Source organism: Herbaspirillum sp. Her3, from assembly GCF_057961275.1.
Genome location: NZ_CM176328.1, coordinates 4,843,730 through 4,860,275, shown reverse-complemented (window position 1 = coordinate 4,860,275; position 16,546 = coordinate 4,843,730). Strand labels below are relative to the sequence as shown.

The following is a 16,546-nucleotide window of genomic DNA, read 5'->3' as shown; positions in this document are numbered from 1 at the left end:
AGGGTCCTGACGGAAACACTTCAAGGCTAACAAGGCTGTCAAGCTTGCCCAAAAGAAAACGCCCCGCCGCGAAGTTCGCGCACGGGGCGTTCAAAAGTTGCCTCGATGAAATTTTAATCCGGCAGCGCACCGCTTTCGATGATGCCGCCGCCCAGGCAGACTTCGCCGTCATAGAGCACTGCCGACTGCCCCGGCGTGACCGCCCATTGCGGGGTGTCGAAGGCCAGCGAGAAGGTGCTGCCGGCATCGGCAAAGCCACAGGGCACGTCGGCCTGGCGATAGCGTGTCTTGGCCGACAGCGCGCTCAGTTGTGGCGCATGGCCGGCCACCCAGCTGACCTGGCCGGCCGAGAGGGTGGGCGAGAGCAGCCAGGGATGGTCATGCCCCTGGACGATATAGAGCGTGTTGTTTTCCACATCCTTGCGCGCCACGTACCAGGCATCGCCATGACCATCGGCATTCTGGTGCGCCTTCAGGCCACCGATGCCGATACCCTTGCGCTGGCCCAGCGTATAGAAGGACAGCCCCACATGCTCGCCCACGGTCTGGCCATCGGCGGTCTTGATCGGGCCAGGTTTGTAGGAAAGATAACGGTTCAGGAATTCACGGAAAGGCCGCTCGCCAATGAAGCAGATGCCGGTCGAGTCCTTCTTCTTGGCATTGGGCAGTTGCAGCTGCTCGGCAATCTTGCGCACTTCCGTCTTGTGGATCTCCCCCAGCGGGAAGACCGTGCGCGAGAGTTGTTCCTGATTCAGCCGATGCAGGAAATAGCTCTGGTCCTTGCTGGCGTCCAGCGCCTTGAGCAACTGGAAGTCGCCCTGCGGCCCCTGGCGCACGCGTGCGTAATGGCCGGTGGCGATCAGGTCGGCCCCCAGCTTCATGGCATGGTCGAGGAAGGCCTTGAACTTGATCTCGGCATTGCACAGCACGTCCGGGTTGGGGGTGCGGCCGGCCTGGTATTCGCGCAGGAACTCGGCGAAGACGCGATCCTTGTACTCGGAAGCAAAATTCACTGCCTCGATATCCACCCCGACCACATCGGCCACGCTGACCGCATCAATCCAGTCTTCCCGGGTGGAACAGTATTCGGAATCGTCGTCATCTTCCCAATTCTTCATAAAGAGTCCGATGACCTCATAGCCCTGTTCCTTCAACAGCCATGCCGACACCGACGAATCCACGCCGCCCGACATGCCGATGACTACTCTTTTCTTGCTCATGTTGTATCCGTTCGATGCGGTCATCCGTGCCGATGTCCCGCCAATATGACCACCGGCGTCAGCCGGGCAATGCACCCACAGCGCTGGGATCGGTATGCACCAGCTCCAGCGGCGCCCGCTGGCCGGCCAGGTAATCGTCCACGCAGCGCAGCACCAGGGGGCTGCGGTGGCGTTCGGCACAGGCCGCCAGTTCTGCGCGGCTCATCCAGAGGGTACGCACGATACCCTCGTCCAGCGGCCGGTCCAGCGTCTCGCCGACGGTGCCGGCAAAGGCGAAGCGCAGGTAGGTCACCGACAGCCCGCCGCGCGAGGACGAGACGTTGCGTGAAAGATAAGTGCCGACCAGGGCCGTTGGGGTGAAGACATGCGCCGATTCTTCTAGCGCCTCGCGTACGGCTGCCTCGATCAGGGACTCGCCCGGCTCCAGATGGCCGGCCGGCTGGTTGATGCGCAGCCCGCCTGCGCTGTGCTCTTCCACCATCAGGAAGCGTCCGTCGCGCTCGATGATGGCGGCCACGGTGACAGAGGGTTTCCAGACTTCAGACATTGATGACCTCGTGAATCCGCCATTTTACCCTGTCGAGGCCCATTCTTCAGCGCCAGGGCCGCCGTGGCGCGGGATCGCGCAGTTTTCTTGCAGGCTGGACAATTTCTCGCCCGGCAAGGCGAGTCGTGTAAGATTGGGCCGAGAATCCACAATAAAAGGAGTCAGGAATGAGGATAGCGATCCCCGCCGAAAGCCGGGACGGAGAAACCCGCGTCGCCGCCACCCCCGAAACCGTCAAGAAACTGGTGGCTGCCCGGCACGAAGTGATGGTCGAGTCCGGCGCCGGGGTCAAGTCCAGCATTCCCGACGAAGCCTACGTGGCCGTGGGTGCCAGCATCGGCAGTGCCGAAGCCGTCTACACCGCCGAGATCCTGCTCAAGGTGCGCGCCCCCAACGCGTCCGAGCGCGCCCGCATCCAGCCCGGCACTGTGGTCATCGGCATGTTGAATCCCTTCGACGCCGACAACACCGCCGCCATGGCTGCCGCCGGCCTCACCGCCTTCGCCCTCGAAGCCGCGCCTCGCACCACCCGCGCGCAATCGCTGGACGTGCTGTCCTCGCAGGCCAACATCGCCGGCTACAAGGCTGTGCTGATGGCCGCCAATACTTATCAACGCTTCATGCCCATGCTGATGACCGCAGCCGGTACTGTGAAGGCCGCGCGCATGTTGATCATGGGCGCTGGCGTGGCCGGCCTGCAGGCCATTGCCACGGCCAAGCGGCTGGGCGCGGTGATCGAGGCCTCTGACGTGCGTCCGGCCGTGAAGGAGCAGATCGAATCGCTGGGCGCCAAATTTCTGGACGTGCCCTTCCTGACCGAAGAAGAAAAAGAAATCGCCCAGGGCGTGGGCGGCTATGCCCGCCCCATGCCACCGGACTGGATGAAGCGCCAGGCCGAGCTGGTCCACGAACGCGCCAAACAGGCCGACATCATCATCACCACCGCCCTGATCCCCGGCCGCAAGGCACCGGTGCTGATCAGCGAAGACACGGTCAAGGCCATGAAGCCCGGTTCGGTGATCCTGGACATGGCGGTCGACCAGGGCGGCAACTGCCCCTTGTCGGAACCCGGCAAGACCGTCATCAAGCACGGCGTGCACATCATCGGCGAAGGCAACCTGGCGGCCCTGGTGGCGGCCGACGCCTCGGCGCTGTATGCGCGCAACGTGCTGGACTTCCTCAAGCTGATCATCGATGCCGAGGGCAAGCTGGTCATCAACAAGGAAGACGATATCGTCGCGGCCACGCTGCTCTGCCAGGGCGGCGAGATCCTGCGCAAATGAATCTGCCGGCCCGGGTCGGCAGAAAACCCGGGCGTTTTGAGTCCCCCTCAAGCCCATCAATTTCAGAATCAAGAAGGAAGAAGTCCATGCAACGCATCATGCTGTGCGCGAAGATCCATCGCGCCTCGGTCACCCAGTGCGACCTGAACTATGAAGGTTCCTGCGGAATCGACGAAGACCTGCTGGAAGCAGCCGACATCCGCGAGTTCGAGAAGATCGAACTCTACAACGTCAACAACGGTGAACGTTTCTCCACCTACGCCATTCGCGGCAAGCGCGGCAGCGGCGAGATCTCGTTGAACGGGGCGGCCGCCCGCCTGGCGCACCTGGGCGATTTGCTCATCATCTGTACCTATGCGCCGATGAGCGATGAAGAAGTGGCCAGCTACAAGCCCAAGGTGGTCTTCGTGGACGACAAGAACCACATCACCAGCCTCAAGGCAATCTGACCCTCGACAAGAACCATGCGGCCCGTTTCACCCGCGGGCTGCCTCACAAGGAGGAACACCATGGAAGTCAGCCACACCATCATCAACCTGATCATCTTCGTGCTGGCCATCTACGTTGGCTACCACGTGGTCTGGACCGTGACCCCTGCCTTGCACACGCCCCTGATGGCGGTGACCAATGCCATCTCGGCCATCATCATCATCGGCGCGATGCTGGCGGCGGGCCTCACCGAAGGCACGGTCGGCCGCATCGCCGGCACGCTGGCCGTGGCGCTGGCGGCGGTGAACGTGTTTGGCGGCTTCATGGTGACCCAGCGCATGCTGGAAATGTTCAAGAAGAAAGAGCCCAAGGCCAAGTCGGGAGAACAAGCATGAGCATGAACCTGGTGACCCTGCTGTACCTGATCGCATCGATCTGTTTCATCCAGGCCTTGAAGGGCCTCTCGCACCCGGCCACGGCCCGGCGCGGCAACAGCTTTGGCATCGCCGGCATGGTGATCGCGGTGCTGACCACGCTGGCGCTGATCGTCAAGCTCAAGGGCGAGGGAAGCAATCCTTCCGGCGACATCGGCTACCTGCTGGTGGCCGCTGGCGTGATCGTGGGTGGCGGCATCGGCGCCTATCTGGCGCGTAGCGTCGAGATGACCAAGATGCCCGAACTGGTGGCGGCGATGCACTCGCTCATTGGTCTGGCGGCGGTCTGTATCGCGGTGGCGGCGGTGGCCGAGCCGTGGGCACTGGGCATTTCGGCGCACGGGCAGCTGATCCCCGTGGGCAACCGGGTGGAACTGTTCATCGGCACCTTCGTGGGCGCCATCACCTTCTCCGGTTCGGTGATCGCCTTCGGCAAGCTCTCGGGCAAGTACAAGTTCCGCCTGTTCCAGGGCGCGCCGGTCAACTTCGCCGGCCAGCATTTCCTGAACCTGTTGCTGGCGGTGGCCATGATCGGCTTCGGCATCATCTTCGTGCTCACGCAAAACTGGCTGCCTTTCATCATCATGGCGGCGATTGCCTTTGCGCTGGGCGTGCTCATCATCATTCCCATCGGCGGTGCCGACATGCCCGTGGTGGTCTCGATGTTGAACAGCTATTCCGGCTGGGCGGCGGCGGGCATTGGTTTTTCGCTGAACAACTCCATGCTCATCATCGCGGGTTCGCTGGTCGGTTCTTCCGGCGCCATCCTCTCCTACATCATGTGCAAGGCGATGAACCGCTCCTTCTTCAACGTGATCCTGGGTGGTTTCGGTGGCGAGGCGGCGGCGGCCGGTGGCGGTGCGCAGCAGCAGCGCAGCGTCAAGTCGGGATCGGCCGATGATGCGGCGTTCCTGATGGGAAATGCAGAAACCGTCATCATCGTGCCGGGTTACGGCCTGGCCGTCGCACGTGCGCAGCACGCACTGAAGGAATTGACCGAAAAGCTGACCCACAACGGCGTGACCGTGAAGTACGCGATCCACCCGGTGGCCGGCCGCATGCCCGGCCACATGAACGTGTTGCTGGCCGAGGCCGAAGTGCCGTATGACCAGGTGTTCGAGATGGAAGACATCAACAGCGAATTCGCCCAGGCCGACGTGGTGCTGGTGCTGGGGGCCAACGATGTGGTCAACCCGGCGGCCAAGGACCCGAAGTCACCCATTGCAGGGATGCCGATCCTGGAAGCCTACAAGGCCAAGACCGTGATCGTGAACAAGCGCTCCATGGCGGCCGGTTACGCCGGCCTGGACAATGAACTGTTCTACATGGACAAGACCATGATGGTCTTTGGCGATGCCAAGAAGGTCATCGAGGATATGGTCAAGGCGGTGGACTGAGTTTGGTCTTCGCCGGCAGCAAAGAAAACGGGCTGCGCATCACTGCGCAGCCCGTTTTCTTTGGCGTCGCCCAAGCGGAGAGGGGCGCTTACTTGGTGCCGAAAATGCGATCCCCCGCATCGCCCAATCCTGGGACGATGTAGGCATCCTCATCCAGGTGGGAATCCAGGGAAGCGACGTAAAGCTTCACATCCGGATGCGCATCAGCGAACACCTGTACGCCTTCCGGGGCCGCCACCAGCGCCACGAAAACGATGTGCGAAGCCGGCACACCGCGCTTCTTGAGCGCATCCACGGCATAGACGGCCGAGTTGCCCGTGGCGACCATCGGATCGCACAGGATCATGATGCGGTCTTGCAGGTCCGGCAGGCGCACCAGGTATTCCACCGGCTTGTGGTTCTCGTCGCGGTAGACGCCGATATGGCCCACGCGCGCCGAGGGAATCAGTTCCAGCAGGCCATCGCTCATGCCCACGCCCGCGCGCAGCACCGGCACCACGGCCAGCTTCTTGCCGGCGATCACCGGGGCTTCATAGGTCACCAGCGGGGTTTCGATGGTCTCGGTGGTCAGGGGCAGGTCGCGCGTGATTTCATATCCCATCAGCAGCGTGATCTCGCGCAGCAGGTCGCGGAAGGTGCGCGTGGAGGTGCGCTTGTCGCGCATGTGCGTCAGCTTGTGCTGGATCAGCGGGTGGTCGAGGATGAAGAGATTCTTGAAGCGCGGGTCTTGTTTCATGGCAAATGCGTATCTGCGGGATGGAGTGCGGGGTGGAGCGGCGAGCGCCGCAAGCCCGCATTGTCGCATTTCCTGGCGGCCTGCGCGACGGTCCCAGCCTGCGAAATGACAGGATTGTTCACATCATCGGCGGCCAAACATCATCTGTCCGGCCAGCAAGCCGCGTGCAGCGGGCAGCAGGTCGATGGCGCCCAACGACAGCCCCAAGGCGGCTTGCAGCGGCGAGCCCTGGGGCGAGCCGGCAAAGATGCGTGCCATCAGGTCGGTCAGGCGGATGGTCAGGCCGCGATCCTGTCCGCGCTGGCGCTCGAAGGCCTGCAAAGCCTGGGGAGAAATCTCGCGCGCCAGCACGTCGGCCAGCACGCGGGCGTCGCGCAGGCCCAGGTTCAAGCCCTGGCCCGCTACCGGATGCAGGGTTTGCGCGGCATTGCCGATGGCCACCACGCGCCGGCTCTGGCCGGGACGGGCGTTCAAGCCAAGCGGGAAGGCATGGCGCGCGCTGATGCGGGTGAAGCGGCCGACCCGTTGGCCGAAGGTGAGCTGCAAGGCCGCCAGGAAGGCCGCATCGTCCAGCGCCATCAATTGCTCACCGGTGGCCGGGCGCACGCACCAGACCAGCGCATAACCATCGTCCTGCGGCAGCAGGGCCAGCGGACCTTCATCGGTGAAGCGTTCGAAGGCACGATGGGCGATGACGCCATCGGCCAGCACGTGGGCGATGATGCCGAGCTGCTGGTAATCGCGCTGCAGCGTCTTTTGCTGCTGCTCGCCGAAGACGCCACCTTCGGCCTGGATCAGCAATTGCGCGCGCAGCACGCGGCCATCCTTCAGGGTGACGGCGACGTGATCGTCATCTTCCACGATGTCCTGCGCTTCGGCCGGGCGCATCAGGTTCAGTCCCAGCGGCGCGATGGCTGAGGCCAGGGCGCGATTGACCTCGCCATAGCGCGCCACGTAGCCCAGCGCGGGCAACTGGTAATCCTTGCGGTCCAGCAGGGTGCGCCCGAAGTGGCCACGGCGCGAGACGTGGATTTGTTCGATGGCAGTGGCGCTGCGGCCGATGTCGTCCCAGGCGCCCAGTTCGTCGAGGATCTGGCGGCTGCCGTAGGAGAGGGCGATGGTGCGCGGGTCGGCGGCGGCTTGCTCGGGCGACTTCATGTCGACCAGGGCGATGCGCTCGGCGGGCAATTGGCGCCGGGCCAGCAGGCCGGCCACGCTCTGGCCGACCGGGCCGCCGCCGCAGATGATCAGGTCGAAATCGACGGATTCCATGATGCCGGGAGATGCCTTCTACAGAAGATTCAGAAAGACATCATTGTAGCGGAGCCGCGCCGGCCGGGATTGATCCGGCGCATGCGCGGCCCGTAGAGGTGGGCGCTTCAGCCCTGGCGCATCAGCGCTTCGATGTCCTCGACCTTGCTGGGTACACCCGTGGTCAAGAGTTCGCAGCCCGATGGCGTGACGTGGGCGTCATCCTCGATGCGGATGCCGATGTTCCAGAACTGCTCCGGCACGCCTTCTCCCGGACGCACGTAGATGCCCGGCTCGATGGTCAGCACCATGCCCGGCTGCAGCGTGCGCCAGGGCTTGGTACCGTCGGCCGTGGCCGGATCGCGGTAGTCGCCCACGTCATGCACGTCCATGCCCAGCCAGTGACCGGTGCGGTGCATGTAGAACTGGCGGTAGTCGCCTTTTTCGATCACATCGTCCAGCGAACCGACCTTGGATTTGTCCAGCAGGCCGGTGTCGAGCATGCCTTGCGCCAGCACCCGCACGGCGGCGTCATGGCCATCCATGAAGCGCTTGCCGGGCGCGGTCTCGGCGACGGCAGCGGCTTGCGCAGCCAGCACGATCTCGTAGAGCGCCTTCTGCGGCCCGCTGAACTTGCCATTGGCCGGGAAGGTGCGGGTGATGTCGGAGGCGTAGCTGTCCAGTTCGCAGCCGGCATCGATCAGGACCAGGTCGCCGTCCTTGATCTCGGCATCGCCCGCGCGATAGTGCAGCACGCAGCTGTTGGCGCCGGTGGCGACGATGGAACCATAGGCCGGATATTGCGAACCGTTGCGGCGAAATTCGTGCAGCAGTTCGGCTTCGAGATGGTATTCGCGCAGGCCGGGGCGGCAGATGCGCATGGCGCGGCAATGGGCTTCGGCTGAGATGATGCCGGCGCGCTTCATGAGGTCGATCTCGAAAGCGTCCTTGAACAGGCGCATATCGTCCAGCAGCACGCTCACGTCGACCACCGCGCCAGGTGCCGACACGCCGCTGCGCGCCAGGGCGCGCACGCCTTGCAGCCAGCGCTGCAGCTGTGCATCGCGCTTCTCATCCTGGCCCAGTGCGTAATAGACGGCACGGGCGTCGGAGAGCAGGGCGGGCATGTTCTTGTCCAGTTCCTCGATGGGATGGGCCGCATCCAGCGCAAACAATTGCTGCGCGGCTTGCGGACCGTGGCGATAGCCATCCCAGATCTCGCGTTCCAGGTTCTTGTCGCGGCAGAACAGGATGCTGCGGTTTTCCTTGCCGGCCACCAGCACCAGCACCGCTTCAGGCTCGGTGAAACCGGTCAGGTAGTAGAAATAGCTGTCATGGCGATACGGATAATCGGCATCGCGGTTGCGCATCACCTCGGGCGCGGTCGGGATGATGGCCACGCCACCCCCGGCTTGTTGCAGGCTGGCCAACAGGCGGGCGCGGCGGGCGGCGAAGGGGGAGGCGTCGAAGCTCATGGTCGGTTTCCTTGCGGTGGCAGGTTCAGTGCTTCCAGTTGTTCGATGGTGCCGACGTTGTGCCATTGGCCCCGGTAGACGTCGCCGCCGATGCGGCCCTGGTCGGCATACTGGCGCAGCAGCGGTCCCAGCTTGGCATGGGTGCCGGGGGCGATGCCATCGAACATCTGCGGGCGATACACGCCGATGTTGGCAAAGGTCAGCTTGGGCTGGCCTTCGTTGGCCAGCGCAAAGTTGTTCAGGGCGAAGTCGCCCTCGGGGTGGAAGGGCGGATTCTTGACCAGGTACAGCCAGGCCATGTCGCGCTGGTCTTGCGGCAGCGGGTTGCCCCACGGGTCTTCGTCTTCCAGCACGGTGAGCAGTTCGCTGTAGTCAAAATGCGGGCACCAGATGTCGCCTGAGACCGCTATGAAAGGTTCTTCACCCAGCAGGTGGCGCGCCTGGGCGATACCGCCTGCCGTTTCCAGGGCCGTGGTTTCCGGTGAATAAAAGAGTCTGGCGCCGAAGCGGCTGCCGTCGCCGAGGGTGTCTTCGATCATCTGGCCCAGGTGGGCGTGATTGATGACAATCTCGGTGATGCCGGCGCGTACCAGCGAGAGGATCTGCCAGACGATCAAGGGGCGGCCACGGACTTTGAGCAGCGGCTTGGGACAGGTATCGGTCAGCGGACGCATGCGCTCGCCGCGCCCGGCTGCGAAGATCATGGCTTTCATGGTCGGCGCCTCAGAAGGTGTAGCCGAACTTGGGCGCGTGTTCCTGCTCCAGCTTCTCGATCAGGCGCACCAGGGGCGTAAAGGCCACGTAGCGGCGCGCGGTCTTGAGGGTGTATTCCATCACCAGCGGGATGTCTTTCAGGTATCCATCCTTGCCGTCGCGGTGCCACAGGCGGGCGAAGATGCCCAGCACCTTCAGGTGGCGCTGCAGGCCCATCCATTCGAAGTCGCGGTAGAAGGTATCGATGTCGGGCGTGACCGGCAGGCCGGCGCGGCGGGCCTTTTCCCAGTAGCGGATGGCCCAGTCCAGCACCATTTCCTCATCCCACTGGATGTAGGCATCGCGCAGCAGCGAGACCAGGTCGTAGGTGATGGGGCCGTAGACCGCATCCTGGAAGTCGAGAATGCCGGGGTTGCCCTTGGGCAGCACCATCAGGTTGCGCGAATGGTAGTCGCGGTGCACGTAGACCTGGGGCTGAGCCAGGTTGTTGGCCAGGATGGCATCGAAGGTCTTGTCCAGCACCGCGTTCTGTTCGTCGGTGAGGGTCACGCCCAGGTGCTTGCCGATGTACCACTCGCGGAACAGCTCCAGTTCGCGCAGCAGCAGGGCGCGGTCGTATTCGGGCAGGGCCTCGGGCTTGCTTTGCGCTTGTAAAAGTACCAGGGCCTCGATCGCATCCATGTATAGTGCGTGCGCGCTGTCAGCTGACAGTTGCGACAGGTAGGTGGTCGAACCCAGGTCGGAGAGCAGCAGGAAGCCGCGCTCGGTATCCTGCGCCAGCACCTTCGGCACGGTCACCCCGGTCGCGCCGAAGAGGCCGGCCACCTTCACGAAGGGGCGCACGTCTTCCTGCGGCGGCGGGGCATCCATCACGATGGCGCTGCCGCCATCGGGTGTATCCACCCGGAAATAGCGGCGGAAGCTGGCGTCGGCCGAGGCCGGGCGCAGGGTGGCGGACAGCACCGGGGTATCGGCCAGGGTGGCCAGCCAGGCTTGCAGTTCGGACAGGCGGAGATCGGGGGTGGAACCAGGTGAAGACATGAACTATCTGAGGAAATCGTTGGATGTGGTTGAGTTCCCATATAATAAGGGATTAACCCCAAAAAATCCGCCTGCACGGTATCTAGCCTCCCTTTTCATGATCCGGTTTTCCAAGTCTTTAACTGAACGTACTGTCAACTGGCGGCTGGCGCGTCTGTTTTCTTCGGCCATGGTGGTGGCGTCGGCCTCGGCCTTGTTGCCGCTGTCGGTGCACGCCCAGATGAGCATGCCCGCCGCCACGCCGGCCACTCCTCCCGTACAGGACCAGGACGCCCCGGTCAACGTCAGTGCCGAGCAGATGACCGGCCGCCCCGATCGCCAGGTCAACCTGGACCGCGACGTGGAACTGGTCAAGGGCGCCACCACCGTCAAGGCCGACAAGGCCGAATACCGCATCATCCAGGATGAAGTCGAGGCCACCGGCCACGTCTGGATGCAGCGACTGCGCGACCAGTACACCGGTGACCACGCCGAGATGAACATGGGTACCGGCGCCGGTTTCGTGACCAGCCCGACTTATCTGCTGGGCAAGAACGGCGGCCGCGGCAAGGCCGAGCGCATCGATTTCCTCTCGGACGACCAGGCCAAGGTCACCCAGGGCACCTACAGCACCTGCGAGGCGCCCGATCCCGACTGGTACCTGCGTGCCAACACCATGGACCTCGATAGCGGCCGTGATACCGGCACGATGCATGACGGTCTGCTCTATTTCAAGGACGTGCCCATTCTGGGCTCGCCCTGGATGTCCTTCCCGCTGTCGGGAGACCGCAAGTCGGGTGTGCTGCCGCCCACCATCGGCATGACCAGTACCGGTGGCGCCGAGATCTCGGTACCGTATTATTTCAACCTGGCGCCCAACTATGACCTGACCCTGGTGCCCAAGTACATCGCGCGCCGGGGCCTGCAACTGGGTGCCGAAACCCGCTACCTGGGCGATGGCTACAGCGGGACCACCACCGTCGAAGGCATCCAGGACCAGGTGACCGGCACCGGCCGCTATTCGCTGTCCTCGATCCACAACCAGACCCTGGCTCCGGGCCTGCAGCTGGCGTGGAACCTGAACAAGGCATCCGACAACGACTATCCGTCGGACTTCGCGCATTCGATCACCGGCAGTACGCAGCGCCTGCTGCCGCGCAACGTCAGCCTCAGTTACAGCAGCACCTACTGGAACGTGAACGCACTGGTGTCCAAGTATCAGCTGCTGCAGGACGTCAATGCGCCCATTACCAAGCCCTATGACCGTGTGCCCGAGATCACCTTCAACGGCAACCGCTATGACGTAGGCGGCTTCGACTTCAGCACCACCGCCGACTTCACGCGCTTCTCCAGCGGCGACCTGATCGGCGGCGACCGCGCCTACATCACGCAGACGGTCTCCTATCCCATCATTCGCCCGGGCTATTTCTTCACGCCAAAGGTGATCCTGGATGCCACCAGCTACAACCTGAACAACGTCTCGGCCGGCCAGCCCACCAGCTTCAGCCGTACCTTGCCTACGCTATCGCTGGATTCCGGCCTGATCTTCGAGCGCGAATCCAGCCTGCTCGGCCGCAGCATGACCCAGACGCTGGAGCCGCGCCTGTTCTACGTGCGTACACCCTACCGCGACCAGTCGCAGTATCCGGTCTTCGATTCCGCCCTGGCCGACTTCAACTTTGCCCAGATCTTCACGGAAAACCGCTTCTCCGGCCATGACCGCATCAGCGATGCCAACCAGCTGACTGCTGCCGTGACCTCGCGCCTGATCGAGGAAAACGGCCTGGAACGCCTGCGCGCCGCCATCGGCCAGCGCTACTACTTCGCCGATCCCAAAGTCGGCATCACCGGCACTACCACCACCACGCTGGGCAGCAAGTCCGACCTGCTGCTGTCGCTGGGTGGCCAGTTCAGCCAGGAGTTCTCCACCGACAACACGGTGCAGTACAGCGAGACACTGCGCCAGATGGTGCGCTCCACCTTCGGCATCCGCTGGCAGCCCGCGCCCAAGCGCGTGCTGAACCTGACATACCGCCTGGACCGTACCTACATCAATCCCTACACCGGCGTGCTCGATCCGCTCAAGCAGGTTGACGTCTCCGGCCAGTGGCCGATTACCCAGCGCATCTATGCCGTGGGCCGCGTGAACTATTCGATCCCCGACCGCACCGTGGCCGAAGGCCTGGCCGGCTTCGAATACAAGGCCGACTGCTGGGTCTTCCGGGTGGTGGGACAACGCATTCCGACCTCCTCGACCAAGGCATCGACGGGCTTCTTCATCCAGCTCGAACTCAATGGGCTCTCCAAGATCGGTTCCAACCCGATGGATGCCATCAAGAGCAGCGTGCCCGGTTACCAGAACGTGAACCTGCCGGATACCATGCCCGGCAACAACTTCTAACTTTTTTCGAACCAACGACTAGTCCATGCGTAATATGCGTACCCCACTCCTCGCAACAACCAAAACAGTGACCGCGCTGCTGTGCATGCTGGGCGTGATCAGCAATGCGCATGCGCAGTTCGCCACCACCATCATCCCGGTGACGCCGCCGGAGACCGCTGGCAGCACCCAGCCGGCACCGGCCAAGGGCGCCTCCAAGGCTGCCGCCAAGCCGGCCGCCAGCAAGCCTGCCGCGCCAGTGGCCGCGCCCGCTGCGGCGGCGCCGGCCAAGGTCAGCGCCCGTACTGAGCCGCAGCCGGTGGATTCCATCCTGGTCGTGGTCAACAACGAAGTCATCACCCGCCAGGAAGTGGCCGAGCGTCTGGCCAGTGTGGAAAAACGCATGGCCGCGCAGAACGTGCAATTGCCTCCGCGCGCGCAACTGGTGCGCCAGCTGGTCGAGCGCATGATCGTCGAACGCGCCCAGGCGCAGATGGCCAAGGAAAACGGTATCGTCGTCGACGACGCCATGCTGGACCGCGCCATGCAGCGCATCGCCGAGCAGAACAAGCTGTCCATCGCCGAATTCCGCACCCGCCTGGAAGCTGAAGGCATGAACTACGCCAGCTTCCGCGAAGAGATCCGCCGCGAGATTCTCAGCCAGCGCCTGCGCGAGCGTGAGGTGGACAACAAGGTGGTGGTCACCGAATCCGAGATCGACAACTATCTCGCCGCCGAAGCCAACGCCGGTGGCCAGCGCCAGGAACTGGACATCGCCCAGATCCTGATCCGCGTGCCCGAGAACGCCAGTCCCGAACAGCTGGCTGCACGCCGTGAGCGTGCCGAGGACGTGCTGCGCCAGTTGAAGACCGGCGCCGACTTCGCCAAGACGGCCGCAGCCTACTCCGATTCTTCCGATGCACTGTCTGGCGGCGACCTCGGCTGGCGTCCTGCCGATCGCCTGCCGCAATTGTTCCTGGATGGCGTGGCCAAGCTGCAGGATGGCCAGGTCAGCGGCCTGCTCAAGAGCGGTAACGGCTTCCACATTCTCAAGCTGGTCGGACGTCGCGCCGTCGGCGGTGCCCAGGCGACTGCCCCGGCCGTGCAGCAGACCCACGTGCGCCATATCCTCATCAAGGTCAATCAGGTGGTCACCGCTGCCGAAGCCAAGCGCAAGCTGACCGAGCTGAAGGAGCGTCTGGACAATGGCTCGGCCACCTTCGAAGAACTGGCCAAGCTGTATTCCAATGACCTGTCGGCCTCCAAGGGCGGCGACCTCGGCTGGATCTATCCGGGCGATACCGTGCCCGAGTTCGAGCGTGCCATGGACCAGTTGAAGCCGGGTGAAGTCAGCCAGCCCATCGAAACCCCGTTCGGCTATCACCTGATCCAGGTGGTCGAGCGCAAGACCGACGATGCCTCCAAGGAGCGCACCCGCCAGGCTGCGCGCCAGGCCATCCGCGAACGCAAGATCGAGGAAGCCACCGAAGACTGGATGCGCCAGATCCGCGACCGCGCTTACGTCGAGTATCGTACCGACGATTGATCGCCGATCCGGCAGGGGAGGCCAGCGTGTCTCCCAGTTGCGCGCAAGAGGCCGGCCTTGTCGCCGGCCCTTGCATTTTTGAAGCCCGCACCGGCCCGCATGGGCCATGACTGAAGACGCCATGAACCGACCCATCCTCGCGCTGACCTGTGGCGAACCGGCAGGCATCGGCCCTGAAATCTCCCTGCGCGCCGCCTGGGAGCTGCGCCACGAAGCGCGCTGCATCCTGCTGGGCGACGCCGCCCTGCTGGCACAGACGGCTTACGAAATTGATCCGCAAATGCGGGTTGCGGCCCTGTCGATTCAGGCCTGGCGCAATAGCGGCCTGCCGCATTTTCCGGTCGACTGCCTCACCGTCATCGATTGCCCGGTGGCCGAACCGGTGCGTCCCGGCGTACTGGATGCCCGCAATGGCCGCGCCGTCTTGCAGACCCTGGACCTGGCCGTGCAGGGGGCCCTGAGCGGCGCCTTTGCCGCCATCGTCACAGCCCCCTTGCAGAAGAGCACCATCAATGATGCCGGCGTGGCCTTCACCGGCCATACCGAATACCTGGCCGAGGTCACCGGCACCCCGCAAGTGGTGATGATGCTGGCTGGCGGCGAGGCACCGCACCTGCGCGTGGCGCTGGCGACCACGCACCTGGCCTTGAAAGATGTCCCGGCTGCCATCACGGCCGAGAGCCTGGCGCGCACGCTCGATATCCTGCAAGCCGACCTGCGCGGCAAGTTCGGTATCGCCCGTCCGCGCATCCTGGTGACCGGCCTCAATCCCCATGCCGGTGAAAACGGCTATCTCGGCCGGGAAGAAATCGAGGTCATCACGCCTGCGCTGGAAGCCGCCCGTGCGCGCGGCATCGACGCACGTGGCCCGTATCCGGCCGACACCCTGTTCCAGCCCAAATATCTGGAAGAAGCCGACTGCGTACTGGCCATGTATCACGACCAGGGCTTGCCGGTCCTCAAATTCGCCAGCTTCGGCCACGGCATCAACATTACCCTGGGCCTGCCCCTGATCCGCACTTCGGTTGACCATGGCACGGCACTGGACCTGGCCGCCGCGGGCCTGGGCCAGGCCGACCATGGCAGCATGTGCGTGGCCATCCGCGCCGCTGCCGACATGGCGCGCCGCCAGGCCGCCGTCTGACATAGCAAGAACACACTGGAACCACCATGAAACACATCCCGCGCAAACGCTTCGGCCAGAACTTCCTCACCGACGACGTGGTGCTGCACGACATCATCCGCGCCATCGCGCCCGCCGCCGATGACGCCATGGTCGAGATCGGTCCCGGCCTGGCGGCCATGACCGCGCTGCTGCTGGAAGAACTGCGCCACCTGCATGTGGTGGAACTGGACCGCGATCTGGTCGAACGCCTCAAGAAGCGCTTCGACGCTGCCCGCCTGACCGTCCATTCGGCCGACGCCCTCAAGTTCGATTTCGCCAGCATCCCGGTGCCGACAGGGCGCAAGCTGCGCGTGGTCGGCAACCTGCCTTACAACATTTCCAGCCCCTTGCTGTTCCACCTGGCCGAGATCGCCCCGCATGTCCAGGACCAGCACTTCATGCTGCAAAAGGAAGTGGTCGAGCGCATGGTGGCCGAGCCGGGCGGCAAGGCCTATGGTCGCTTGTCGGTGATGCTGCAGTGGCGCTATCACATGGAGTTGCTCTTCGTGGTGCCGCCTACCGCCTTCGACCCGCCGCCCCAGGTCGATTCGGCCATCGTGCGAATGATTCCGCTGGCGCAACCCATGGCTTGCCAACAAGCCCTGCTGGAGCAGGTCGTCACCAAGGCCTTCTCCCAGCGCCGCAAGGTCATCCGCAATTGCGTCGCCGGCTTGTTTTCCGAGGAGGAATTGCGCCGGGCGGGCGTGGATCCCCAGGCGCGTCCGGAAGCGGTGCCGGTCGAGCAGTTCGTGGCCTTGGCCAATCTGCTGGCGGCACGCCAGGCTTGAGCCGGGCTGGCCCCGCCGGAGAGGCGCACGGCGGCTGTTGCACTTTATTACAGCCGCGCCGCGACCCGTAAGAACTGTAACGAAGTTTCATATTCGGTGGTTTAAAGCTGAACCTGTCTTATATTGGAATCGTGCCGCGACAGATCGCGGACTTCTTTGAC

At 63.9% G+C, this 16,546-nt stretch carries 15 protein-coding genes; 8 read left to right on the top strand and 7 right to left on the bottom strand.

Annotated features, from left to right (window positions below):
• Positions 1–113 precede the first annotated feature (113 nt).
• Together mnmA and ACVC5H_RS22075 are read right to left on the bottom strand one after the other, a co-directional pair.
• Complete coding sequence (gene mnmA / locus ACVC5H_RS22080; protein WP_489619863.1) at positions 114–1,220, bottom strand: tRNA 2-thiouridine(34) synthase MnmA; 1,107 nt, start codon at positions 1,218–1,220, stop codon at positions 114–116.
• Between the two features lie 58 nt (positions 1,221–1,278).
• A complete protein-coding gene (locus ACVC5H_RS22075) occupies positions 1,279–1,767 on the bottom strand; it encodes an NUDIX hydrolase (RefSeq protein ID WP_489619862.1) in 489 nt (162 codons plus the stop codon).
• Positions 1,768–1,934: 167 nt separating this feature from the next.
• Between ACVC5H_RS22075 and ACVC5H_RS22070 the strand changes: the two genes are divergently transcribed.
• The 4 genes from ACVC5H_RS22070 (at position 1,935) to ACVC5H_RS22055 (ending at position 5,310) form a co-directional block, all read left to right on the top strand.
• Positions 1,935–3,050 carry a Re/Si-specific NAD(P)(+) transhydrogenase subunit alpha gene (locus tag ACVC5H_RS22070; RefSeq protein ID WP_489619861.1) on the top strand — a complete coding sequence of 372 codons (1,116 nt, stop codon included), beginning with the start codon at positions 1,935–1,937 and terminating at the stop codon, positions 3,048–3,050.
• Positions 3,051–3,136: 86 nt separating this feature from the next.
• Complete coding sequence (panD, locus tag ACVC5H_RS22065; protein WP_489619860.1) at positions 3,137–3,499, top strand: aspartate 1-decarboxylase; 363 nt, start codon at positions 3,137–3,139, stop codon at positions 3,497–3,499.
• Between the two features lie 60 nt (positions 3,500–3,559).
• On the top strand, positions 3,560–3,874 hold the full coding sequence (locus ACVC5H_RS22060; protein ID WP_006461707.1) for an NAD(P) transhydrogenase subunit alpha part 2: 315 nt from the start codon (positions 3,560–3,562) through the stop codon (positions 3,872–3,874).
• Positions 3,871–5,310 carry an NAD(P)(+) transhydrogenase (Re/Si-specific) subunit beta gene (locus ACVC5H_RS22055; protein ID WP_489619859.1) on the top strand — a complete coding sequence of 480 codons (1,440 nt, stop codon included), beginning with the start codon at positions 3,871–3,873 and terminating at the stop codon, positions 5,308–5,310. The genes ACVC5H_RS22060 and ACVC5H_RS22055 overlap by 4 nt, the downstream gene beginning before the upstream one ends.
• An 88-nt stretch (positions 5,311–5,398) precedes the next feature.
• On the opposite strand, the gene upp is transcribed toward ACVC5H_RS22055, so the two are convergent.
• The 5 genes from upp to ACVC5H_RS22030 all read right to left on the bottom strand — a co-directional run bounded on the left by upp (position 5,399) and on the right by ACVC5H_RS22030 (position 10,527).
• Entirely contained in the window at positions 5,399–6,046 is a 648-nt protein-coding gene (upp, locus tag ACVC5H_RS22050) for a uracil phosphoribosyltransferase (RefSeq protein ID WP_175342651.1), read from the bottom strand.
• Positions 6,047–6,169: 123 nt separating this feature from the next.
• A complete protein-coding gene (locus ACVC5H_RS22045) occupies positions 6,170–7,318 on the bottom strand; it encodes an FAD-dependent monooxygenase (RefSeq protein WP_489619858.1) in 1,149 nt (382 codons plus the stop codon).
• 107 nt (positions 7,319–7,425) lie between these two features.
• Complete coding sequence (locus tag ACVC5H_RS22040; RefSeq protein WP_489619857.1) at positions 7,426–8,772, bottom strand: aminopeptidase P N-terminal domain-containing protein; 1,347 nt, start codon at positions 8,770–8,772, stop codon at positions 7,426–7,428.
• A complete protein-coding gene (murU, locus tag ACVC5H_RS22035) occupies positions 8,769–9,485 on the bottom strand; it encodes an N-acetylmuramate alpha-1-phosphate uridylyltransferase MurU (protein ID WP_034349671.1) in 717 nt (238 codons plus the stop codon). The genes ACVC5H_RS22040 and murU overlap by 4 nt, the downstream gene beginning before the upstream one ends.
• A gap of 10 nt (positions 9,486–9,495) precedes the next feature.
• On the bottom strand, positions 9,496–10,527 hold the full coding sequence (locus tag ACVC5H_RS22030) for an aminoglycoside phosphotransferase family protein (protein WP_489619856.1): 1,032 nt from the start codon (positions 10,525–10,527) through the stop codon (positions 9,496–9,498).
• A gap of 97 nt (positions 10,528–10,624) precedes the next feature.
• Here ACVC5H_RS22030 and ACVC5H_RS22025 point away from each other — a divergent pair, with 97 nt between their 5' ends.
• From ACVC5H_RS22025 to rsmA, 4 genes are all read left to right on the top strand, one after another.
• Entirely contained in the window at positions 10,625–12,907 is a 2,283-nt protein-coding gene (locus ACVC5H_RS22025; RefSeq protein ID WP_489619855.1) for an LPS-assembly protein LptD, read from the top strand.
• A 25-nt stretch (positions 12,908–12,932) separates the two neighbouring features.
• Entirely contained in the window at positions 12,933–14,432 is a 1,500-nt protein-coding gene (locus ACVC5H_RS22020) for a peptidylprolyl isomerase (protein ID WP_489619854.1), read from the top strand.
• A 121-nt stretch (positions 14,433–14,553) separates the two neighbouring features.
• Positions 14,554–15,576: a 4-hydroxythreonine-4-phosphate dehydrogenase PdxA gene (gene pdxA, locus ACVC5H_RS22015; RefSeq protein WP_489619853.1), complete on the top strand. Its 1,023-nt coding sequence runs from the start codon at positions 14,554–14,556 to the stop codon at positions 15,574–15,576.
• A gap of 26 nt (positions 15,577–15,602) precedes the next feature.
• Positions 15,603–16,385 carry a 16S rRNA (adenine(1518)-N(6)/adenine(1519)-N(6))-dimethyltransferase RsmA gene (gene rsmA, locus ACVC5H_RS22010; RefSeq protein WP_489619852.1) on the top strand — a complete coding sequence of 261 codons (783 nt, stop codon included), beginning with the start codon at positions 15,603–15,605 and terminating at the stop codon, positions 16,383–16,385.
• The last annotated feature ends 161 nt before the right edge of the window (positions 16,386–16,546 follow it).